Origin of the sequence: Ralstonia nicotianae (assembly GCF_018243235.1) — a bacterium.
Lineage (GTDB): Bacteria > Pseudomonadota > Gammaproteobacteria > Burkholderiales > Burkholderiaceae > Ralstonia > Ralstonia nicotianae.
In genome coordinates this window covers 2282186-2302893 of sequence record NZ_CP046674.1, presented here as the reverse complement: position 1 = coordinate 2302893, position 20708 = coordinate 2282186, and the positions used below count along the sequence as shown (strand labels likewise).

Annotated in this window: 18 protein-coding genes and 1 tRNA gene; 17 read left to right on the top strand and 2 right to left on the bottom strand. The window is 67.2% G+C overall.

Features of this window, described 5'->3' with window-relative positions; genetic code table 11:
* Window positions 1-12: 12 nt before the first annotated feature.
* The 13 genes from ispG (at window position 13) to GO999_RS10295 (ending at window position 13999) form a co-directional block, all read left to right on the top strand.
* Entirely contained in the window at window positions 13-1308 is a 1296-nt protein-coding gene (gene ispG, locus GO999_RS10355; RefSeq protein WP_016725836.1) for a flavodoxin-dependent (E)-4-hydroxy-3-methylbut-2-enyl-diphosphate synthase, read from the top strand.
* A gap of 64 nt (window positions 1309-1372) precedes the next feature.
* Entirely contained in the window at window positions 1373-2695 is a 1323-nt protein-coding gene (hisS, locus tag GO999_RS10350; protein ID WP_211906203.1) for a histidine--tRNA ligase, read from the top strand.
* A gap of 26 nt (window positions 2696-2721) precedes the next feature.
* Window positions 2722-3357 (top strand): YfgM family protein, encoded by a 636-nt coding sequence (locus GO999_RS10345; protein ID WP_011001167.1) that lies wholly within the window; start codon window positions 2722-2724, stop codon window positions 3355-3357.
* Between the two features lie 58 nt (window positions 3358-3415).
* Window positions 3416-4582: an outer membrane protein assembly factor BamB gene (gene bamB / locus GO999_RS10340; protein ID WP_011001168.1), complete on the top strand. Its 1167-nt coding sequence runs from the start codon at window positions 3416-3418 to the stop codon at window positions 4580-4582.
* Between the two features lie 193 nt (window positions 4583-4775).
* Window positions 4776-6119, top strand: a complete 1344-nt coding sequence (gene der, locus GO999_RS10335) for a ribosome biogenesis GTPase Der (RefSeq protein ID WP_011001169.1) — start codon at window positions 4776-4778, stop codon at window positions 6117-6119.
* Window positions 6120-6410: 291 nt separating this feature from the next.
* A complete protein-coding gene (gene hfq / locus GO999_RS10330) occupies window positions 6411-6650 on the top strand; it encodes an RNA chaperone Hfq (RefSeq protein WP_003263868.1) in 240 nt (79 codons plus the stop codon).
* Window positions 6651-6728: 78 nt separating this feature from the next.
* Window positions 6729-7982 (top strand): GTPase HflX, encoded by a 1254-nt coding sequence (gene hflX, locus GO999_RS10325; protein WP_019718033.1) that lies wholly within the window; start codon window positions 6729-6731, stop codon window positions 7980-7982.
* A gap of 56 nt (window positions 7983-8038) precedes the next feature.
* Window positions 8039-9418, top strand: a complete 1380-nt coding sequence (hflK, locus tag GO999_RS10320; protein WP_019718034.1) for an FtsH protease activity modulator HflK — start codon at window positions 8039-8041, stop codon at window positions 9416-9418.
* Window positions 9419-9431: 13 nt separating this feature from the next.
* A complete protein-coding gene (hflC, locus tag GO999_RS10315) occupies window positions 9432-10346 on the top strand; it encodes a protease modulator HflC (RefSeq protein ID WP_011001172.1) in 915 nt (304 codons plus the stop codon).
* Between the two features lie 85 nt (window positions 10347-10431).
* Window positions 10432-10632 carry a DUF2065 domain-containing protein gene (locus GO999_RS10310; RefSeq protein WP_011001173.1) on the top strand — a complete coding sequence of 67 codons (201 nt, stop codon included), beginning with the start codon at window positions 10432-10434 and terminating at the stop codon, window positions 10630-10632.
* Between the two features lie 52 nt (window positions 10633-10684).
* Window positions 10685-11845 (top strand): ATP phosphoribosyltransferase regulatory subunit, encoded by a 1161-nt coding sequence (locus GO999_RS10305; RefSeq protein WP_011001174.1) that lies wholly within the window; start codon window positions 10685-10687, stop codon window positions 11843-11845.
* Window positions 11846-11941: 96 nt separating this feature from the next.
* Entirely contained in the window at window positions 11942-13282 is a 1341-nt protein-coding gene (locus GO999_RS10300) for an adenylosuccinate synthase (RefSeq protein ID WP_011001175.1), read from the top strand.
* Window positions 13283-13417: 135 nt separating this feature from the next.
* Entirely contained in the window at window positions 13418-13999 is a 582-nt protein-coding gene (locus GO999_RS10295) for a phosphoribosyltransferase (RefSeq protein WP_019718035.1), read from the top strand.
* Window positions 14000-14339: 340 nt separating this feature from the next.
* Here the strand turns inward: GO999_RS10295 and GO999_RS10290 are convergent.
* A tRNA-Leu gene (locus GO999_RS10290) sits at window positions 14340-14424 on the bottom strand.
* Window positions 14425-14494: 70 nt separating this feature from the next.
* Between GO999_RS10290 and rnr the strand changes: the two genes are divergently transcribed.
* From rnr to GO999_RS10275, 3 genes are read left to right on the top strand one after another with little or no spacing between them, the layout of a single operon-like run.
* Window positions 14495-17086, top strand: a complete 2592-nt coding sequence (gene rnr / locus GO999_RS10285) for a ribonuclease R (protein WP_028852938.1) — start codon at window positions 14495-14497, stop codon at window positions 17084-17086.
* 25 nt (window positions 17087-17111) lie between these two features.
* The gene (rlmB, locus tag GO999_RS10280) at window positions 17112-17861 is read left to right on the top strand and encodes a 23S rRNA (guanosine(2251)-2'-O)-methyltransferase RlmB (RefSeq protein ID WP_011001178.1); all 750 of its coding nucleotides are present in this window, start codon (window positions 17112-17114) and stop codon (window positions 17859-17861) included.
* A complete protein-coding gene (locus GO999_RS10275; RefSeq protein ID WP_016722136.1) occupies window positions 17861-18610 on the top strand; it encodes an SIR2 family NAD-dependent protein deacylase in 750 nt (249 codons plus the stop codon). Before rlmB ends, GO999_RS10275 begins: the two co-directional genes overlap by 1 nt.
* Window positions 18611-18625: 15 nt before the next feature.
* Here GO999_RS10275 and tal read toward each other — a convergent pair whose 3' ends face one another.
* Window positions 18626-19585 (bottom strand): transaldolase, encoded by a 960-nt coding sequence (tal, locus tag GO999_RS10270; RefSeq protein ID WP_011001180.1) that lies wholly within the window; start codon window positions 19583-19585, stop codon window positions 18626-18628.
* A gap of 157 nt (window positions 19586-19742) precedes the next feature.
* Here tal and rpiA point away from each other — a divergent pair, with 157 nt between their 5' ends.
* Window positions 19743-20429, top strand: coding sequence for a ribose-5-phosphate isomerase RpiA (rpiA, locus tag GO999_RS10265; protein ID WP_011001181.1), 687 nt, complete (start codon window positions 19743-19745; stop codon window positions 20427-20429).
* The last annotated feature ends 279 nt before the right edge of the window (window positions 20430-20708 follow it).

Here is a 20708-nt window from a genome sequence, read left to right as displayed (position 1 = left end):
CCTTGCCAGATCATGCAGATGACTACGCCCGTCGATTGCGCTCCCGCCTTGCCCGGCCCGCTTCCGCGCCGGCACTCGCGCGCGGCCGAGATCCGCTGGGGCGAGCGCCTGGTCCGCGTGGGCGGCGACGCGCCGGTCTGCGTGCAGTCGATGACCAACACCGACACGGCGGATGCTATCGGCACCGCCATCCAGGTGAAGGAACTCGCGCGCACCGGTTCCGAGCTGGTGCGCATCACCGTGAATACGCCGGAAGCCGCCGCAGCCGTCCCAGCCATCCGCGAGCAGCTCGACCGCATGGGCATCGATGTGCCGCTGGTCGGCGATTTCCACTACAACGGCCACAAGCTGCTGCAGGACCATCCGGCGTGCGCCGAGGCGCTGTCGAAGTACCGCATCAACCCGGGCAACGTGGGGCAGGGCGCCAAGCGCGACACGCAGTTCGCCCAGATGATCGAGACGGCCTGCCGCTACGGCAAGCCGGTGCGCATCGGCGTCAACTGGGGCAGCCTGGACCAGGACCTGCTCGCGCGCATCATGGACGAGAACGCGCAGCGCGCCGCGCCGTGGGACGCGCGTGCCGTGATGATCGAAGCGCTGATCACGTCCGCCATCGAGTCGGCGCGCAAGGCCGAGGAGATCGGCCTGCCCGGCAGCCAGATCATCCTGTCGTGCAAGGTGTCGGCGGTGCAGGACCTGATCGCGGTCTACCGCGAGCTGGCGCGCCGCTGTGACTACGCATTGCACCTGGGCCTGACCGAGGCGGGCATGGGCAGCAAGGGGATCGTGGCCTCGACGGCCGCGCTGTCGGTGCTGCTGCAGGAAGGCATCGGCGACACCATCCGCATTTCGCTGACGCCGGAGCCGGGCGCGCCGCGCGAGAAGGAAGTCATCGTCGCGCAGGAGATCCTGCAGACCATGGGGCTGCGCAATTTCACGCCGATGGTCATCGCGTGCCCTGGCTGCGGCCGCACCACCAGCACGGTGTTCCAGGAGCTGGCGGCGCGCATCCAGTCGTATCTGCGCGAGCAGATGCCGGTGTGGAAGACGCAGTACCCCGGCGTCGAAGACATGAACGTCGCGGTGATGGGCTGCATCGTCAATGGCCCGGGCGAGAGCAAGCATGCCAATATCGGCATCTCGCTGCCGGGCACGGGCGAATCGCCGGCGGCGCCGGTGTTCGTCGATGGCGTCAAGGTGAAGACGCTGCGCGGCGAACGCATCGCCGAAGACTTCCAGGTCATCGTCGACGAATACGTGCGCACGCACTACGGTGCGTCGCAGGCGGAAGCAACGGCGGCGGAATAAGGCCCCGCACCGCGGGGCGACAGGCGGGCCAGGAAGACAACGGGCCGGCTTTTAACGTGACATCATGAGCGATACACAAAAACAACGCGTGCAGAAGATCGCGGGCGTCAAGGGCATGAATGACCTGCTGCCCGGCGATGCCCCGCTGTGGGAGCATTTCGACAATGCCGTGCGCAGCATGCTGCGTGCCTACGGCTACCAGCAGATCCGCACGCCGATCGTCGAGCAGACGCAGCTGTTCGTGCGCGGCATCGGCGAGGTGACGGACATCGTCGAGAAGGAGATGTACTCCTTCACCGACGCCCTGAACGGCGAGCAGCTGACGATGCGTCCGGAAGGCACTGCGGCCGCCGTGCGCGCCGTGATCGAGCACAACCTGCTGTACGACGGCCCGAAGCGTCTGTGGTACACCGGCCCGATGTTCCGCCACGAGAAACCGCAGCGCGGCCGTTATCGCCAGTTCCACCAGGTGGGCGTGGAAGCGCTGGGCTTTGCCGGCCCGGACATCGATGCGGAAGTCATCCTGATGTGCCAGCGCCTGTGGGATGACCTCGGCTTGGTCGGTCTGACGCTGGAGCTGAACTCGCTCGGCCAGGCGGAGGAGCGTGCAGCGCACCGCGCCGATCTGATCAAGTATCTGGAAGGCTTCCAGGACATCCTGGACGAAGACAGCAAGCGGCGCCTGTACACCAATCCGCTGCGTGTGCTCGACACCAAGAACCCGGCCCTGCAGGAGATGGCTGTCGGCGCGCCCAAGCTGATCGACTACCTGGGTGAAGAGTCGTGCGCGCACTTCGAGGGCGTGCAGAAGCTGCTCAAGGCCAACAACATTCCGTTCACCATCAACCCGCGTCTGGTGCGTGGCCTGGATTACTACAACCTGACCGTGTTCGAATGGACGACCGACAAGCTCGGCGCGCAGGGCACGGTGGCCGGCGGCGGCCGCTATGACCCGCTGATCGAACAGATCGGCGGCAAGCCGGCGCCGGCTTGCGGTTGGGCGATGGGCGTGGAGCGCATCATCGAACTGCTGCGCGAAGAGAATCTGGCACCGGAGCAGCAGGGCAGCGACGTCTACATCGTCCACCAGGGTGATGAGGCACAGGTGCAGGCGCTGGTGGCGGCCGAGCGCCTGCGCGACGCGGGGCTGGACGTGATCCTCCACGCCTCGGCCGAAGGGCGCAACGGCAGCTTCAAATCGCAGTTCAAGCGCGCTGACGCAAGTGGCGCAGCCTATGCGGTTATCATTGGCGACGACGAAGTCGCCTCCGGCGTGGTGCAGATCAAGCCCCTGCGCGGCGATCCGAATGCGGACGCCCAGCAGACCGTGCCGTCCGACCAACTGGTCGATCGCCTGATTGATGCCATGGTGGCAAATAGCGACTGAACCCCAAACACTAAGCTCTGCAAAGCATGGCCTACGATCTCGAAGAACAGGAACAACTGGAGAGCCTCAAGCACTGGTGGCGCGACAACGGCAACGTGGTGACGTGGATCGTCATCGTGGTGCTGCTGGCCCTGGCGGGCTGGTTCGGCTGGAAGAACTGGCAACGCAAGCAGGCGGGCGAAGCCTCGGTGCTGTACGAGCAGGTGCAGAAGGCGGTCGACGCCAAGGACGCCGAGAAGATCAAGCGCGCGGCCGCCGACATGGAAGACAAGTTCGGCCGCACCGCCTACGCGCAGATGGGCGCGCTGTCGGCCGCCAAGGCGCTGTACGAGGCCAACGACGCGGCGGGCGCCAAGGCGCAGCTGCAATGGACCATCGACCACGCCGGCGACGATGAGTACAAGGCGGTCGCCAAGCTGCGCCTGGCCGGCCTGCTGCTCGACGAGAAGGCCTACGACCAGGGGCTCGCGCTCGTCTCGGGCGATGTCGCGCCGGCCTTCGCCGCGCTGTATGCCGACCGCCGGGGCGACCTGCTGGCCGCGCAGAACAAGAAGGACGAGGCCCGTACGGCCTACAAGCTGGCGCTGGAGAAGTTCGGCCAGGCCGACGCGTCGGCACGCCAGATTGTGCAATTCAAGCTGGATGCGCTGGGCGGCGCCTGATCGGCCCGCGCATCATCCGGCCTGCGCGATTCAACGCATAACAAAGGATTCCGATTTCATGATTCACGCACTTGAGCAGGGTGGCGTCGCGCGTGCGGCGCGGGTGACGATGTTGGTGCTGGCCGCGGCCGCCGTGCTGGGCGGCTGCTCGCTGTTCAGCAGCAAGAACAAGCACGAGCCCGCCAAGCTGCAGGCTGTCCAGCAGGTGCTGGCCGTGCGCCAGGCGTGGAGCGTGGGCGTCGGCAAGAGCGGCCGCTACGTGATGCAGCCGGCCGTGGCCGGCAGCAACGTCTACGTCTCGGCGGCCGGCGGCACGGTCACCGCGCTGGAAGGCGCGACCGGCCGCACCGTCTGGCAGGGCAAGGCCGGTGTCGACCTGACTTCGGGCCCGGGCAGCGATGGCACCCTGACGGCCGTGGCCGGCGAGAAGGGCGCCGTCATTGCCTTCGACGACAAGGGGGCGCAGAAGTGGAAGGCCTCGATCAACGGTGAAGTGCTGACCGCGCCGCTGGTCGGTCAGGGCCTGGTGGTGGTGCGCACCACTGATGGCCGCATCCTGGGGCTGGATGGTGCCAGCGGCGACCGCAAGTGGATCTACCAGCGTTCGCCGTCCGCACTGAACCTGCGCAGCAGCCTGCCGATGGTCTTCGCCGGCGACAACGTCGTGCTGGGCTTTGCCGGCGGCAAGCTGGGCGCGGTTGCGCTCAACAACGGCGCGCTGCGGTGGGAGGCCACGGTGTCGTATCCCCGCGGCGTGTCGGAGATCGAACGCCTGAACGACGTGACCGGCACCCCGTCGATCGACGGCCAGCAGGTGTGCGCCGTCAGCTTCCAGGGCCGCGTGGCGTGCTTCGACGTCACGACCGGCGCTCCGCGCTGGGGCCGAGATTTCTCGTCGCCGACCGGCGTGACGCAGGAAGACGGCAATCTGTTCGCGGCGGACGACAAGTCGATCGTCTACGGCTTCAACGCGCAGAACGGCGCCGACCTGTGGAAGAACGAGGCGCTGCTGTGGCGCGAGCTGGGTGCGCCGCTGGCGTTTGGCCGCGCCGTGATCGTCGGCGATTTCGAAGGCTGGCTGCATTTCCTGTCGCGCGATGACGGCAAGTTCGTCGCGCGCGTGAAGACCGATGGCAGCGCCATCAGCGCCGCGCCGGTCGTGGTGGGCCAGACGCTGGTCGTGCAGACGCGCGGTGGCGGCGTCTACGGCTACGTGCCGAAATAAGCGCAGGACGGCTTGCCGCGCGCCGCAGAGGCAGCGCCGGCAGGCGATTCATTTCCGGGGCGGCGCCGCCGTCCCATACCGGCGCCCGCGACCATCGCGGGCGCGTTGCATCTGTGCGGAGGACCGTGCCGGTGCCCGTTGAGCTGCATCAACCCGAATCTACCGCGGCGCCCTTCGCGCGCGGCGCATACGCATGAAACCAGTCATCGCCCTCGTGGGGCGGCCGAATGTCGGCAAATCGACCCTGTTCAACCGCCTGACGCGCTCGCGTGACGCGCTCGTCGCGGACATGCCGGGCCTGACGCGCGACCGCCACTACGGCGAGGGCCGCGTCGGCGAGCGTCCGTTCATCGCCATCGATACCGGCGGCTTCGAGCCCGTTGCCAAGGAAGGCATCGTTGCCGAGATGGCCAAGCAGACACGCCAGGCCGTGGTCGAGGCCGACGTGGTCATCTTCATCGTCGACGGACGCCTGGGGCTGGCGCCCCAGGACCGCGTGATCGCGGACTACCTGCGCAAGACCGGCCGCCGCATCCTGCTGGCCGTCAACAAGGCCGAAGGCATGAAGTACACCGCCGTGGCCACCGACTTCTATGAGCTGGGCCTGGGCGATCCGCGCGCCATCTCCTCCGCTCATGGCGACGGTGTGCGCGAACTCGTGGACGAGGCGCTCGATCTGGCGTTCGCCGAGCGTCCCGAGCTTGCCGAGGCAGCGGAGGGTCACGACCACGGCACGCGCATCGCCATCGTTGGCCGGCCGAATGTGGGCAAGTCGACCCTGGTGAACGCGCTGATCGGCGAGGAGCGCGTGATCGCGTTCGACATGCCCGGCACCACGCGCGACGCCATCTACGTGGACTTCGAGCGCAACGGCAAGCCGTACACCCTCATCGATACGGCCGGCCTGCGCAAGCGCGGCAAGGTGTTCGAGGCGATCGAGAAGTTCTCGGTGGTCAAGACGCTGCAGTCCATCGCGGATGCCAATGTGGTGGTGCTGCTGCTCGATGCGCAGCAGGACATTTCCGACCAGGACGCGCACATCGCGGGCTTCATCGTGGAGTCGGGGCGGGCGCTGGTGATCGGCGTCAACAAGTGGGACGGCCTGGACGGCCACGCGCGCGACCGCATCAAGCACGACATGGAGCGCAAGCTGCAGTTCCTGTCGTTCGCCAACGTGCACTACATTTCGGCCAAGCAGCGCACCGGCATCGGCGCATTGATGAAATCGGTGGACGACGCTTACGCCGCTGCCATGGTCAAGCTGCCGACGCCCAAGCTCACGCGCGTGCTGCAGGAGGCGGTCGAGTTCCAGCAGCCGCGGCGCGCCGGCGTCTCTCGACCGAAGCTGCGCTATGCGCACCAGGGCGGTTCCAATCCGCCGATCGTGGTGATCCACGGAAATGCGCTGTCGAATATCCCGGAAACCTATCGCCGTTTTCTGGAAGGTCGGTTTCGCGACGCTTTCCAGCTCAAAGGCACGCCGCTGCGGATCGAATTTCGTACGAACAAAAACCCGTACGCCCAATCCAACGAGTGAGGGCTGCGTCGGCAGTGCTCGACAGTGGGAGCGTGTGGCGCGGGGAGGCGCAAAGGCAGCGCGGGAGGAATCACCAGAACGCCGGGCAGGGCTGCATCGTCCGGAGTTTTCCGTTTGCTTTCCTTGATTTCTACGGCTAAATTCTCGGAACATGGCGCTCTGCGCGCCATTGATGTTTGCTTGGTACCATCTGGCCGACTCTTTTGACGAACTTTTTTTGCGTCGCCTGCTTGAATCAGGGGTCCCCGGCCCCCATAACCCATCACTAAACCTATAAATCTGGAGTGTGCCATGAGCAACAAAGGGCAATTGCTACAAGACCCGTTTCTGAATGCGCTGCGTAAGGAGCATGTGCCGGTGTCGATCTATCTCGTCAACGGTATCAAGCTGCAAGGCAATATCGAATCGTTCGACCAATATGTCGTTCTGCTGCGCAATACCGTCACGCAGATGGTGTACAAGCATGCGATTTCCACTGTGGTGCCGGCGCGTGCCGTGAATTTCCGCGTGGATGAGGCCTCCGACGCCTGAGTCGTCGCCTGACCGCCCGCCGCCGTTCGCGCGGCGGGTGCATCTCCCCCGGTTTTCCCCGTTTCCCCCAATTCCCGCTTGCCATCCCATCCCACCTCCAGCACGGAGCCGACGCGTGCCATCCTGGTCGCTGTCGATTTCGGCAAACATGATTTCCAGGAAAGTCTGAGCGAACTGGCGCTGCTGGCCTCGACCGCGGGCTCCGAGCCGGTGCGCGCCGTGACGGGCCGTCGCTCCCGGCCCGACGCCGCGCTGTTCATCGGCGCGGGCAAGGCCGAGGAAGTGAAGATCGCGGCGGACGAGGACGACGCCGAGATCGTCATCTTCAACCATGCGCTGAGTCCGGCGCAGCAGCGCAACCTGGAGCGCTTCTTCGGCCGCCATGTGGTGGACCGGACCGGCCTGATCCTCGACATCTTCAGTCAGCGCGCGCAGAGCCACGTCGGCAAGGTGCAGGTGGAGCTCGCGCGCGTGCGCTACCAGGCTTCGCGCCTGGTGCGTGCGTGGAGCCACCTGGAGCGGCAGAAGGGCGGGATCGGCATGCGCGGCGGCCCGGGCGAGCGTCAGCTCGAACTGGACCGCCGGATGCTGGACGAGCGCGCCAAGCGGCTGTCGGCGGAGCTCGACCGGCTGCAGCGCCAACACGATACGCAACGGCGCGCGCGCAGCCGCAACGATGCGTTTTCCGTGTCGCTGGTCGGCTATACCAACGCCGGCAAGTCGACGCTGTTCAATGCCCTGACCAAGGCGCGGGCCTACGCCGCCAACCAGTTGTTTGCCACGCTGGACACGACCTCCCGCCGGCTCTATCTGGAAGGGCTGGGCAACGTGGTGCTGTCGGACACCGTCGGCTTTATCCGCGATCTGCCGACGCAACTGGTGGCGGCTTTCCGCGCCACCCTGGAAGAGACCGTCCACGCCGACGTGCTGCTGCACGTGGTGGATGCCGCGAGCGCGGTCAAGCACGAGCAGATGGAGCAGGTCGACCGCGTGCTGGCCGAGATCAATGCCAGCGACATCCCGCAGATCCTGGTGATGAACAAGATCGACGCGGCCGAGGAACTGCGCTCGCAGGGACCGCGCATCGAGCGTGACGAGGCCGGTGCGGTGCGCCGCGTGTTTGTCTCGGCACTCGAAGGGGCTGGGCTGGAGCTGCTGCGCGAGGCCCTGGTCGAGACGGCGATTCGCCTGCGCGAGCACCCGCCGTCGCGCGATGGCGATTTCGATCCGCGTTTCGATACCCGCCGGGAGACCTCGTCCGCGCAACGTGACGAACTGTCGCAGGTGCCGCCCGCAAGTGCGCTTCCCGCCGAGCGTGGCGGACGAGACTGATAGAATCCGCTGTTACATCCTTTGCCGTCAGACAATCAGGACAAGCCCAACCGCTCATGCCCGAGATTTCGACCCCGTCATCTTCCCCGGCTTTGCCCACATCGGCGCGAGGCCTGTGGCACCGCCTGCGCGTGCTGCTTTCGCTGAACGACCCGCGTTGGGGGCGTGGCGATGACAACAACGCCGAGCGTGAAGACAAGGACGATCCGAAGCGCCAAAGCAAACCGCCCCAGGATGGCCCGCCCGACCTGGACGAGCTGTGGCGCGACTTCAACCGCCGTCTGAACAATCTGTTCGGCCGCAAGGAAGGCGGCAACGGTAATGGCCCGACGCCGCTGCGTCCCGGCAACGGCCGTGCGGGCTCCGGCCTGGGCGTCGGCGTGCTGCTGGCGGTGCTGGCGGTGCTGTGGCTGGCCAGCGGCTTCTTCATCGTGCAGGAAGGCCAGACCGGCGTGATCCTGCAGTTCGGCCGCTTCAAGTATCAGGCGACCCCGGGCATCAACTGGCGCTTGCCGTATCCGATCGAGACGCACGAGATCGTCAACCTGTCGGGCGTGCGCACGCTGGAGATCGGCCGCACCACGCAGATCAAGGACACCAACCTGAAGGATTCGTCGATGCTCACGCAGGACGAGAACATCGTCGACGTGCGTTTCTCGGTCCAGTACAACATCGCCGATCCGGTCGAATACCTGTTCTACAACCGTACCGATCAGCGCGGCGACGAGGAGCTCGTGACGCAGGCGGCGGAGACGTCGGTGCGCGAGATCGTCGGCCGCAACAAGATGGACGCCGTGCTGTACGAAGGGCGCGATGCGGTCGGCCGCAACCTGGCGGAATCGATCCAGCGCATCCTGTCGGCGTACAAGACCGGCATCCGCATCCTGAGCGTCAACGTGCAGAGCGTGCAGCCGCCCGAGCAGGTGCAGTCGGCCTTCGATGACGTGACCAAGGCCGGGCAGGACCGCGAGCGCGCGATCTCCGAGGGCCAGGCCTATGCCAACGACGTGGTGCCGCGCGCCAAGGGCACGGCCGCGCGCCTGGGCGAGGAGGCGCAGGGCTACAAGGCCCGCGTGGTCGCCCGCGCGGAAGGCGATGCCGCCCGCTTCGCGTCGGTGCAGCGCGAATACGCGAAGGCGCCGCAGGTCACGCGCGATCGCATTTACCTGGAAACGATGCAGGACATCTACGCCAACGCGACCAAGGTGCTGGTCGACCAGAGCGGCAACGGCAACCTGCTGTACCTGCCGCTCGACAAGCTGATCGCCCAGTCGCAGACCGGCGACGCGGCGCGTACGCAGCCGGTGCCCGGCGCGTCGCCGCAGGACAGCGGCTCGGCGCAGGGCATGCCCACGCCCCCCAATCCGTCGTCGATGAGCGACGCCGACTCGCGCTCGCGCGAGGCGCTGCGTAATCGCGAACGCGATTCCCGTTAAGAGGAGAGGGCTCATGAATCGTCTGATTTCCGCCCTCGTGGCGCTGGTGATTGCCCTGGCGGTCCTGTCGTCGGTGGTGTTCGTGGTGGACCAGCGGCAGTACGCCGTGGTGTTCGCCTTCGGTGAGATCAAGCAGGTCATCAAGGAGCCGGGGCTGCACTTCAAGCTGCCGCCGCCGCTGCAGAACGTGATCTTCATGGACAAGCGCCTGATGACCATCGACGTGGCTGGTGCCGACCGCTTCATCACGGCCGAGAAGAAGAACCTGCTGGTCGACTGGTTCGTCAAATGGCGGGTTTCCGATCCGCGCCTGTTCTACGTGAGCTTCAAGGGCGACAACCGCCTCGCGCAGGACAGCATGACGCAGAAGATCAACTCCATCGCTCGCGACGAATTCGCGCGCCGCACCGTCTCCGACGTGGTCTCGACCGACCGCGAGGCGGTGATGCAGAGCATCCTCAAGGGCGTGCAGGAATACGGCAGGTCGGTTGGCGTCGACATCATCGACGTGCGTCTCAAGCGCGTCGATCTGCTGGCCAGCGTGACCGAGTCTGTCTACCGCCGCATGGAGGCCGAGCGCAAGCGCGTGGCCAACGAACTGCGCTCGACCGGCGCCGCCGAAGGCGAGAAGATCCGCGCCGACGCCGACCGCCAGCGCGAGGTGGTGCTGGCCGATGCCTACCGCGAAGCCCAGAAGATCAAGGGTGAGGGCGATGCCCGCGCCGCCGACATCTATGCCGACGCGTTCGGCCGCGATCCGCAGTTTGCCGCGTTCTGGCGCAGCATGGAGGCGTATCGCGCGTCGTTCCGCGACCGCAAGGACGTGATGGTGCTGCAGCCCGGCAGCGATTTCTTCAAGTTCATGCGCGGCCCCAACGGCGGCGGCCAGTCCGTCGCACCGGCTGCCCAGGCTGGGCGCCATCGCTAGTAGAATTGCGTCGCTGATCGACTCGCGGCGAACAGACCCCGGCTTGCCGGGGTTTTGTTCGTCCGCAAACCGCGTTTCATGGTTCATGGAAGATTCACTCCCCACCCTTTTGCTGGCTGCGTGCGCCCTGGTGTTCGTGGTCGAGGGCATTCTGCCGTTCGTCGCGCCGCAGGCCTGGCGGCGCGCGTTCCAGGCCCTGATCGAGCTGTCCGACGAAAAGCTGCGCATGATCGGCCTGGTGTCGATGGCCGTGGGGCTGATCCTGCTGCGCCTGCTGCACCGCTGATCCGCCGTCAGCACACGACTGTTTTCGTATTCCCGTATTGAGCGAGACCGCCATGCCGAACTGGCTGCTGCCTGAATCCATTGCCGACGTGCTGCCTTCCGAGGCGCGCAAGATCGAGGAGCTGCGCCGCCGCATGCTCGACCTGTTCCGCACCTACGGCTATGAGCTGGTGATGCCGCCGATGCTGGAGTACATCGAGTCGCTGCTGTCCGGCACCGGCCACGATCTGGATCTGAAGACCTTCAAGCTGGTCGATCAGTTGTCCGGCCGCACGATCGGCCTGCGCGCCGATATCACGCCGCAGGTTGCCCGCATCGACGCCCACCTGCTGAACCGTGCCGGCGTGACGCGCCTGTGCTACGCCGGCTCGGTGCTGCATACGCGGCCGAGCGGCTTCCACGTCACGCGCGAGCCGCTGCAGATCGGTGCCGAGATCTACGGCCACGCGGGCCTCGAGGCCGACCTGGAGATCCAGGACCTGATGCTGGCCGCGCTGTCGGCCGCCGGCCTGGCGGATGTGCGGCTGGACCTGTGCCACGTCGGCGTGCTCGCCGCGCTGCTGGCGCAGGCGCCCGTGGCGCCGGACGTCCAGGACGAACTCTTCGCAGCGCTGGCCTCCAAGGATGCGCCGGCGCTGCATGCCCTCACCGCCGGGCTGCCGGCCGCGCAACGCGACGCCATCAATCTGCTGCCGTCGCTGTACGGCGGCGTCGACGTGCTGGCCCGGGCCCGGGCGCAGTTGCCGCAGCTGCCGGCGATCGGCCGCGCGCTGGATGACCTGGCCACGCTGGCCGCGCATGCCGGCGGGGCGGCCGTCAATATCGATCTGGCCGACCTGCGCGGCTACCATTACCACAGCGGCGTCATGTTCGCGGCGTATGTCGCGGGCGTGCCCAACGCGGTCGCGCGTGGCGGCCGCTACGACAAGGTCGGCGAGGCGTTCGGCCGGGCTCGTCCGGCGACGGGCTTTTCGCTGGATTTGCGCGAGGTTGCGGGCATTTCGCCGGTGCAGGCGCGTGCCGCCGCCATTCATGCGCCGTGGTCGGGGGATGCGAAGCTACGCGAGGCGATCGCCGGCCTGCGCGCCACCGGAGAGATCGTGATCCAGTCGCTGCCGGGGCACCCGGAAGACCTGGAGGAATTCGCCTACGACCGCCAGTTGGCGGAGGAGGGCGGGCGCTGGGTCGTCAAGCCGCGCAAGGCGTCGGCCTGAGGCTGTTACACGAACGCAGTATGAGCCTCCGCTCGTTTCGGGGACCGCCCTGACAACGAGGGTAGAATACGTTTTTAACCCATCAGTAAATTCAACATGTCCGCACCAGCAGTTAGCCAGGGACGCAATGTCGTCGTCATCGGCACCCAGTGGGGTGACGAGGGTAAAGGGAAAATCGTCGATTGGCTGACCGATCACGCGCAAGGCGTGGTTCGCTTCCAGGGCGGACACAACGCAGGCCACACCCTGATCATCGGCGGCAAGAAGACCATTCTGCGGCTGATCCCGTCGGGCATCATGCGCGATGGCGTGGCGTGCTACATCGGTAACGGCGTGGTGCTGTCGCCCGAGGCGCTGTTCAAGGAAATCGACGAGCTGGAGTCGGCCGGCGTGGAGGTCAAGAGCCGCCTGCGGATCTCCGAGGCGACCACGCTGATCCTGCCGTACCACATCGCCATCGATAAGGCGCGCGAGATCAAGCGCGGCGCCGCCAAGATCGGTACCACCGGCCGCGGCATCGGCCCGGCGTACGAAGACAAGGTCGCTCGCCGCGCGCTGCGCGTGCAGGACCTGTTCGACCCGGCCTACTTTGCCGAGCGCCTGCGCGAGAACCTCGATTTCCACAACTTCGTGCTGACGCAGTACCTGAACCATCCGGCGCTGGATTTCCAGCAGACGCTGGACGAGATGCTGCCGTACGGCGAGCGCCTCGCGCCGATGGTCACCGACGTGTCGGCCGAGCTGTTTGCGGCCAACGCCGCCGGCAAGAACCTCATGTTCGAAGGCGCGCAGGGCACGCTGCTCGACATCGACCACGGCACCTATCCGTTCGTCACCTCCAGCAACTGCGTGGCCGGCAACGCGGCCGCCGGTGCGGGCGTGGGGCCGGGTCAGCTGCACTACATCCTGGGGATCACCAAGGCCTACTGCACGCGCGTCGGCTCCGGCCCGTTTCCGAGCGAGCTGTATGACGCCGACAACCCCGCGCGCCAGGACCCGACCGGCGTGCGCCTGGCCAACGTGGGCAAGGAATTCGGCTCGGTCACGGGCCGTCCGCGCCGCACCGGCTGGCTGGATGCCGCCGCGCTGCGCCGCGCGATCCAGATCAACGGCGTGTCGGGCCTGTGCATGACCAAGCTGGACGTACTCGACGGCCTCGAGACCATCAAGTTGTGCGTCGGCTACATGCTGGACGGCAAGTCGATCGACATCCTGCCGCGCGGCTCGGATGCCGTGGCGCGCTGCCAGCCGGTGTACGAGGAATTCCCGGGCTGGAACACGTCGACCTTCGGTCTGAAGGAGTGGGATGCGCTGCCGGAAACCGCGCAGGCCTACCTGAAGCGGGTGGAAGAGGTAGCCGGCATCCCGATCGCCATGATCTCGACCGGTCCGGATCGCGACGAGACCATCCTGCTGCGTCACCCGTACAAGGATTGATGCGCGCGCGGCGGCTCTCGGTGCCATGCGGTTTTCGACTCGCCCGGTGATTCGCCGGGCGAATTCGCATGGGGCGCCGCATCCGGCGGAACATGACAGCGGCCGTCCGTGCCGCATTGGACGAAGAGGAGCACCATGAACCAGCCGATCAATGACGATGCCCACCTGTGGGTGTCCTGGGATGACTACCACGGCCTGGTCGAGCGCCTGGCGCTGATCGTGCACGAGTCGGGCTGGAAGTTCGACAATATCCTGTGCCTGGCGCGCGGCGGCCTGCGCGTCGGCGACCAGTTGTCGCGCATCTACGATCTGCCGCTCGCCATCCTGGCCACCAGCAGCTATCGCGAGGCCGCCGGCACGCAGCAGGGCGACCTCGATATCGCCCAGTACATCACCATGACGCGCGGCGAGCTGTCGGGCCGCGTCCTGCTGGTGGATGATCTGGTCGACTCGGGCGTTACGCTGGAGCGGGTGGGGCGCCACCTGAAGGAGCGCTATCCGGCGGTCACCGATGTGCGCACTGCCGTGGTGTGGCACAAGGCCTGCTCGAAGATCCAGCCGGACTACGCCGTGCAGTTCCTGCCGACCAATCCGTGGATCCACCAGCCGTTCGAGGAATACGACACGCTGCGCCCGCATAACTTGGCGGCGTGGATCAAGCGCGGCAAGGGGCAGACGGCGGGTGCCGGCGGCCCGGGCAGCGGCGTTGCCGGCTGACGGTGTCGATGCGCGTGATGGATGCGTGCGCGGCTTGCGCCGTGCGTGCCACTTCGGTAACCTGACGCCACAGGCCACAATGCTGGCCTGAAACCCGCGCGCGGATTGGATTTGCAGTCCGGCGGCGCGGTCGATCGAAGCGCGGTGCGTCCTGGTGGATGCGCCGGGCGGCGAACCCACCCAGCGCCTGGGGCAGGGCCGGCATGCCGGCACGGGCCCGGCGCGATTGCCAAGACACAATGCCTGCCGTCAACCGCGGAACCCAGAGTCAGTCGCTGTCCCAGTTTCTGGTCTCGGAAAAGAAAAACGGCGCAACCTGCGTTGCGCCGTTCCTAACATCTGGTGCCCAGGAGAGGACTCGAACCTCCACGGAGTTACCCGCTAGTACCTGAAACTAGTGCGTCTACCAATTCCGCCACCTGGGCAGGTGTGCGTGTACCGAAGCTGTGATTATTACTGGATCCAGCGACCTTGTCAACACTCCAGAAGAACAAATTGAATCAACCGACTTATCCGATCCCGAGCCGCGAGGAAATCCTCGGTGTGCTGCGCACGTCGGGATCTCCGCTGTCTGCCGCCGACATCGCAAAGGCGCTGTCTGTCACGCGCAAGGAGCATGATGGCTTCATCAAGCGGCTGACCGCGATGGAGCGGGACGGCCAGCTCGAACTCAACCGCAAGGGGCGCTACGAACTGGCGCACCAGCCCAACTTCATCGAAGGCCGCGTGGTCGGCCACCGGGACGGCTACGGCTTCTTCATCCGCGACGACGGCGAGCCCGACATCTTCCTGCCCGAGCGCGAAATGCAGAAGGCCATGCATGGCGACCGCGCACTGGTGCGCGTGATCGGCTATGACCGCCGCGGGCGTTCGGAAGGGCAGATCGTCGAGATGCTGGAGCGGGCCAACCGCTACGTGATCGGCCGGCTGCTGTCGGAGAGCGGCACGCTGGTGGTGGCGCCCGAGGACAAGCGCCTGGGCCGCGACATCCTGATCGCGCCCAAGGGGCAGGGCAAGGCCAAGGTCGGCCAGGTGGTGAGCGTGGAGATCCTGGAATATCCGGACCGCTACGTGCAGCCGATCGGTCGCGTGGTCGAGGTGTTGGGCGAAATCGACGACCCCGGCATGGAGATCGAGATCGCGGTGCGCAAGTATGGCGTGCCGCACGAGTTCTCCGAGGCCACGCTGCGCGAGTCGGAGGCGCTGCCCGATGTGGTGCGCGAATCCGATCTGGCCGGCCGGATCGATCTGCGCGACGTGCCGCTGGTCACCATCGACGGCGAGGACGCGCGCGACTTCGACGACGCGGTCTATTGCGAGCCGGTCAAGATCGGCCGCAGCAAGGGTTGGCGCCTGGTCGTGGCGATCGCCGACGTGTCGCACTACGTGCAGCCGGGCAAGTCGCTCGACGTGGACGCGATCGACCGCGCCACGTCGGTCTATTTCCCGCGGCGCGTGATCCCGATGCTGCCGGAGAAGCTGTCCAACGGCCTGTGCTCGCTGAATCCGGAGGTGGATCGCCTGTGCATGGTGTGCGATGCGGTGATCACGGCCAAGGGGCAGATCAAGGCGTATCAGTTCTACCCGGCCGTGATGCACTCGGCCGCGCGCCTGACCTACAACGAGGTCTGGTCGATCCTGTCCAACGTGAAGGGGCCGGAGGCGGCCAAGCGCGCGCCGCTGGTGCCGCATCTGCAGGATCTGTACGAACTGTTCCAGGTCTTGCTGAAAGCCCGCCGCGAACGGGGCGCCATCGACTTCGACACCACCGAGACCTATATCGTCTGCAATGCGCAGGGCAAGATCGAACAGATTCTGCCGCGCACCCGCAACGACGCGCACCGGCTGATCGAGGAGTGCATGCTGACCGCCAACGTCTGCGCGGCGGAGATGCTGGAGCGCTACAAGCATCCGGCGCTGTATCGCGTGCATGCCGGTCCGACCGAAGAGAAGCTGCAGGCGCTGCGCGCCTTCCTCAAGACCAGCGGCCTGACGCTGGGCGGCGGCGATAAGCCCCAGGCGGCGGACTATGCCGAGCTGATGGAAAAGATCATCGCGCGCCCTGACGCGCCGATGTTGCAGACCATGCTGCTGCGCTCGATGCAGCAGGCGGTCTACAGCCCCGACAACGTCGGCCACTTCGGCCTGGCGTACGAGGCCTACGCGCACTTCACCAGCCCGATCCGCCGCTATCCGGACCTGCTGGTGCACCGGGCCATCAAGGCCGTCCTGCAGCATTCGCGCTATGTGCCGGCGCTGGCGTCGGGCGTGCAGCTCAACAGCGGGCTTTCGCCCAAGGCGCGCCGCATGCAGGCCGAGGCCGACAAGGCCACGCCGGCCGCCGTCGCCAGCAAGGCCAAGGTCGAGGCGATCTGGCACGAGCTGGGCGTGCATTGCTCGGCCAACGAGCGCCGCGCCGACGAGGCTTCGCGCGACGTGGAGGCCTGGCTCAAGTGCTACTTCATGCGCGATAAGCTGGGCAATGAGTTCTCCGGCACGGTCAGCGCGGTCACCTCGTTCGGCATCTTCGTGCAGCTCGACGAGCTGTACGTGGAGGGCCTGGTGCACGTGACCGAACTGGGCAGTGACTACTTCCAGTTCGACGAGGCCCGCAATGAGCTGCGCGGCGAGCGTACCGGCATCCGCTATCGCCTGACCGATCGCGTGCGCGTGCAGTTGCTGCGCGTCGATCTGGATGCGCGCAAGATGGATTTCCGGCTGATCCAGGAGCCGTCGGTCAAGGCGTTGCGTCCGGCCAAGGTGGCCGGCGCGCCGGCGGAGGGCGCGCCGCGCCAGCCGGCCGTCGCCACGCCCGCGCCGCCGGTGGGGCGCAAGAAGCCGCGCCAGCTGGCGGCCTTGCTGGGCGGTACGGCCAAGCCGGAGGAGTCGTTCGACGAGACGCTGGACCGCGTGTTCGAGGAGCAGCCGGTGTTCGAGCCGGGGCCGCGCGCGCTGCCGCCGGGCCATGCGCATGCCAAGCCGACGCGCAAGAAGCCGGCCGCGCGCACGACCAAGCCCAAGACTGGCGGCAAGACCGCGACGCGCAAGGCGCCGGGCAAGACCGTGCGGTCGCGCAAGGGGCGGTGAGCAGCGGGGCGGGTACAATCGCGCCATGTCCAAGTCCAAGCTCCTGATCGGCTTTCACGCCGTTACCGCCCGGCTGCGCCACGATGCGCGGTCGATCGACGAAATCTACTTCGAGGCCAACCGCCGCGACCGCCGCATGCAGGATTTCCTGAAAGCGGCGGAAGCCGCGGGCGTGCGCATGATTCCGGCCGACAACGAACGGCTGCGCGGCATTGCCGGCACCGACCGCCACCAGGGCGTGGTGGCCAAGGCCGAGGCGCTGTCGCTGGCGCTCAACCTCGACGAGCTGCTCGACGGCATCGAAGGTCCGCCGCTGCTGCTGGTGCTCGACGGCGTGACCGACCCGCACAACCTCGGCGCTTGCCTGCGCGTGGCCGATGCGGCCGGCGCGCACGCGGTGATCGCGCCGAAGGACCGCAGCGTCGGCATCAATACCACTGTCGCCAAGGTGGCGAGCGGTGCGGCCGAGACCGTTCCCTACATCACCGTGACCAACCTGGCGCGCACGCTGCGCGAGCTGCAGCAGCGCGGTGTCTGGGTGATCGGCACGGCTGACGAGGCAGAGCAGGATCTCTATCGGGCTGACTTCAAGGGCCCCATCGCGCTGGTGATGGGCGCGGAAGGGGAAGGCATGCGCCGCCTCACGCGCGAGACCTGCGACACGCTGGTCAGCATCCCGATGGCGGGCAGTGTGGAGAGCCTGAACGTCTCGGTGGCCAGCGGTGTGTGCCTGTTCGAGGCGGTGCGCCAGCGCAGCGTCGTGCCTGCCAAGTGATGGACGTATTGCCCACGGCTGTCTCCGACGCGGCGGCCCCGGCTCAGGCGCGTGCCTGGATCGAGGCGGCCGAGCGCGTCATGGTGCTGACCGGCGCCGGCGTGTCGGCCGAATCCGGCGTGCCGACCTTCCGCGATGCGCTGACCGGCCTGTGGGCCCGCTTCAACCCAGAGGACCTGGCGACCGAAGCCGCGTATCGCGAGCATCCGCGCATGGTGTGGGATTGGTACCAGGAGCGCCGCGCGCGCGTGTCGCAGGTGCAGCCGAACCCGGCGCATCTGGCGATTGCCGCGCTGGCCACGCGCAAGACGGTGGCGCTCGTTACGCAGAATGTCGATGGCCTGCACCAGCGGGCCGGCAGCGTGGGCGTGATCGAACTGCACGGCAACCTCTTCGCCAACAAATGGCTGGACGGCTGCGGCAAGTGCGATGTCGCCACGGCCGAGCACGGCCGGCCGCCGCGCTGCGCGGCCTGCGGTGCGATGCTGCGTCCGGGCGTGGTGTGGTTCGGCGAGCGGCTGCCCGTGGTGGCGAACTACCGCGCGGAAGAGGCGGCCAACACGTGCGACGTGTGCCTGGTGGTGGGCACCTCGGGCATGGTGTACCCGGCGGCCGGACTGCCGGGGCTGGCGAAGGACCACGGCGCGCGCGTCATCGTGGTGAATCCGGAGCCGAGCGTGCTGGACGAGACCGCCGATCTCGTCATCCACCAGCCGGCGGGCGTATGCCTGCCCGCCATGCTGGCGTAGTGCTTCACGCCGGCTTCACGCGGCCGCGCGCAGCGGCCCGATCAGACCTTCCAGCTTGACCGCATCCGCCGCGAACAGGCGGATGCCTTCGGCCAGCTTTTCGGTGGCCATCGCGTCGGCGTTCATGTGCCAACGGAACGCGGCCTCGTCGGCGGGCAGGCGGACGAGGTTGGTGGCGTGCGCGTGCTCCGGCGACAGCTTGCGCTCGACCGGCGCGTCGGACTGCTGCAACTGGGCGAGCAGCTCGGGGCTGATGGTCAGCAGGTCGCAGCCGGCCAGTTCGATGATCTGCGAGGTGTTGCGGAAGCTCGCGCCCATCACTTCGGTCGTGTAGCCGAAGCGCTTGTAGTAGTTGTAGATGCGCACGACCGACTGCACGCCGGGGTCGTTGGCGCCGCCTTGCGCGATCGGGTCCCACGCGGCGCCCGCGTCCTTCTTGTACCAGTCGTAGATGCGGCCGACGAACGGCGAGATCAGCTGCACGCCGGCTTCCGCGCAGGCCACGGCCTGGATCAGCGAGAACAGCAGGGTCATGTTGCAGCGGATGCCTTCGGCGCGCAGTTGGTCGGCCGCGCGGATGCCTTCCCAGGTGGAGGCGATCTTGATCAGTACGCGCTCGCGCGGCACGCCGCGCGCTTCGTACAGCGCAATCAGGTGCCTGGCCTTGGCCACCGTGGCGGCGGTGTCGAACGACAGGCGCGCGTCGACCTCGGTCGACACGCGGCCGGGGATGATCGACAGGATTTCGCAGCCGAACGCCACCAGCACGGCGTCGATGATGTCTTCCACGCTGTCGCTGCGGGCATCGCGCACGGCCTGTTCCAGTAGCGGCCGGTATTCGGCCTTCTGCACGGCTTTCAGGATCAGCGACGGATTGGTGGTCGCGTCGTGCGGCGCGTAGGCGCGCATGGCCTGGAAGTCGCCGGTATCTGCGACGACGGTGGTGAACTGCTTGAGCTGATCGAGCTGAGTCATGTTCTGGGTGCAGGTCCGTAGTGCGGGCCGGCGGCGGTCGCCGGGTGTGGTGGATGAATCGATTGTACTCCGCGCCTCCGGTGCCGCTGTGCTGCGGCGGACCGTCGCGGTGATCCGGTACACTACCGGGTTTTCCGATTCCGACCGAGTTTTCGCGATGACGCAGGATGAACTGAAGGCGCTGGTGGCCCAGGCCGCCGCCGACTACGTATTGGCCAACGTGCCCGAGGGCGCCGTGCTGGGTGTCGGCACCGGTTCGACCGCCAACCTGTTCATCGACGCGATGGCGCCGCACAAGGCGCGCTTCGCCGGCGCGGTGTCGAGCTCGGAGGCGTCGACGCGCCGTCTGCAGGGCCACGGTTTTGCCGTGCTGGATCTGAACGAGGTCGATACGATTCCCGTCTACGTGGACGGTGCCGACGAGATCGATGACACGGGCGCCATGATCAAGGGCGGCGGCGGCGCGCTGACGCGCGAGAAGATCGTCGCGTCGGTGGCAGGACGGTTCGTCTGCATCGCCGACGGCAGCAAGCTGGTCGATGTGCTCGGCGCTTTCCCGCTGCCGGTGGAAGTGGTGCCGATGGCACGCGCCGCAGTAGCGCGCCAGCTGGCGGCGCTGGGCGGCCAGCCGCGCCTGCGCATGACCAAGGAAGGCCAGATCTACCAGACCGACAACGGCAATGTGATCCTGGATGTCTCCGGCCTGCGGATCGGCGAGCCGAAGACGCTCGAGGCGCAGATCAACGATATTCCCGGCGTGGTGACGGTCGGCCTGTTCGCCAAGCGCGGCGCCGATGTACTGCTGCTGGGCACCGAAGCGGGCGTGCAGCGCCGCGACTTCTGATCCGCAGCACGCGCCGCGTTTTTCGCGCGGCGCCACCCGCGAAGATGCCGTTCCAGCGCAGGGCTGAACGGCATTTTTCTTTTGCGCAGGCGATGTCATGGGCGCGGCGCCGGTTCGGGGTCATCGGCGTGGATGCGCCGGGTGCAATGGATGCATGCGTGTCCGCCTGGTCGCGCCGTGCATCACGATGGCGCGCGAGCGTGCCGGCGGCCGCGCGAACCGGGCCGCTCGGCCGGACGCATCCGGTACGTGCCGGCGCGCAGCTGCCCCCAGCCGGTG

What these genes read in the sequence shown, in the direction of transcription:
- ispG (WP_016725836.1), top strand. Translation starts at nt 13, where the DNA reads ATGCAGATGACTACGCCCGTCGATTGCGCTCCCGCCTTGCCCGGCCCG.
- hisS (WP_211906203.1), top strand. Translation starts at nt 1,373, where the DNA reads ATGAGCGATACACAAAAACAACGCGTGCAGAAGATCGCGGGCGTCAAG.
- GO999_RS10345 (WP_011001167.1), top strand. Translation starts at nt 2,722, where the DNA reads ATGGCCTACGATCTCGAAGAACAGGAACAACTGGAGAGCCTCAAGCAC.
- bamB (WP_011001168.1), top strand. Translation starts at nt 3,416, where the DNA reads ATGATTCACGCACTTGAGCAGGGTGGCGTCGCGCGTGCGGCGCGGGTG.
- der (WP_011001169.1), top strand. Translation starts at nt 4,776, where the DNA reads ATGAAACCAGTCATCGCCCTCGTGGGGCGGCCGAATGTCGGCAAATCG.
- hfq (WP_003263868.1), top strand. Translation starts at nt 6,411, where the DNA reads ATGAGCAACAAAGGGCAATTGCTACAAGACCCGTTTCTGAATGCGCTG.
- hflK (WP_019718034.1), top strand. Translation starts at nt 8,039, where the DNA reads ATGCCCGAGATTTCGACCCCGTCATCTTCCCCGGCTTTGCCCACATCG.
- hflC (WP_011001172.1), top strand. Translation starts at nt 9,432, where the DNA reads ATGAATCGTCTGATTTCCGCCCTCGTGGCGCTGGTGATTGCCCTGGCG.
- GO999_RS10310 (WP_011001173.1), top strand. Translation starts at nt 10,432, where the DNA reads ATGGAAGATTCACTCCCCACCCTTTTGCTGGCTGCGTGCGCCCTGGTG.
- GO999_RS10305 (WP_011001174.1), top strand. Translation starts at nt 10,685, where the DNA reads ATGCCGAACTGGCTGCTGCCTGAATCCATTGCCGACGTGCTGCCTTCC.
- GO999_RS10300 (WP_011001175.1), top strand. Translation starts at nt 11,942, where the DNA reads ATGTCCGCACCAGCAGTTAGCCAGGGACGCAATGTCGTCGTCATCGGC.
- GO999_RS10295 (WP_019718035.1), top strand. Translation starts at nt 13,418, where the DNA reads ATGAACCAGCCGATCAATGACGATGCCCACCTGTGGGTGTCCTGGGAT.
- rlmB (WP_011001178.1), top strand. Translation starts at nt 17,112, where the DNA reads ATGTCCAAGTCCAAGCTCCTGATCGGCTTTCACGCCGTTACCGCCCGG.
- GO999_RS10275 (WP_016722136.1), top strand. Translation starts at nt 17,861, where the DNA reads ATGGACGTATTGCCCACGGCTGTCTCCGACGCGGCGGCCCCGGCTCAG.
- tal (WP_011001180.1), bottom strand. Translation starts at nt 19,585, where the DNA reads ATGACTCAGCTCGATCAGCTCAAGCAGTTCACCACCGTCGTCGCAGAT.
- rpiA (WP_011001181.1), top strand. Translation starts at nt 19,743, where the DNA reads ATGACGCAGGATGAACTGAAGGCGCTGGTGGCCCAGGCCGCCGCCGAC.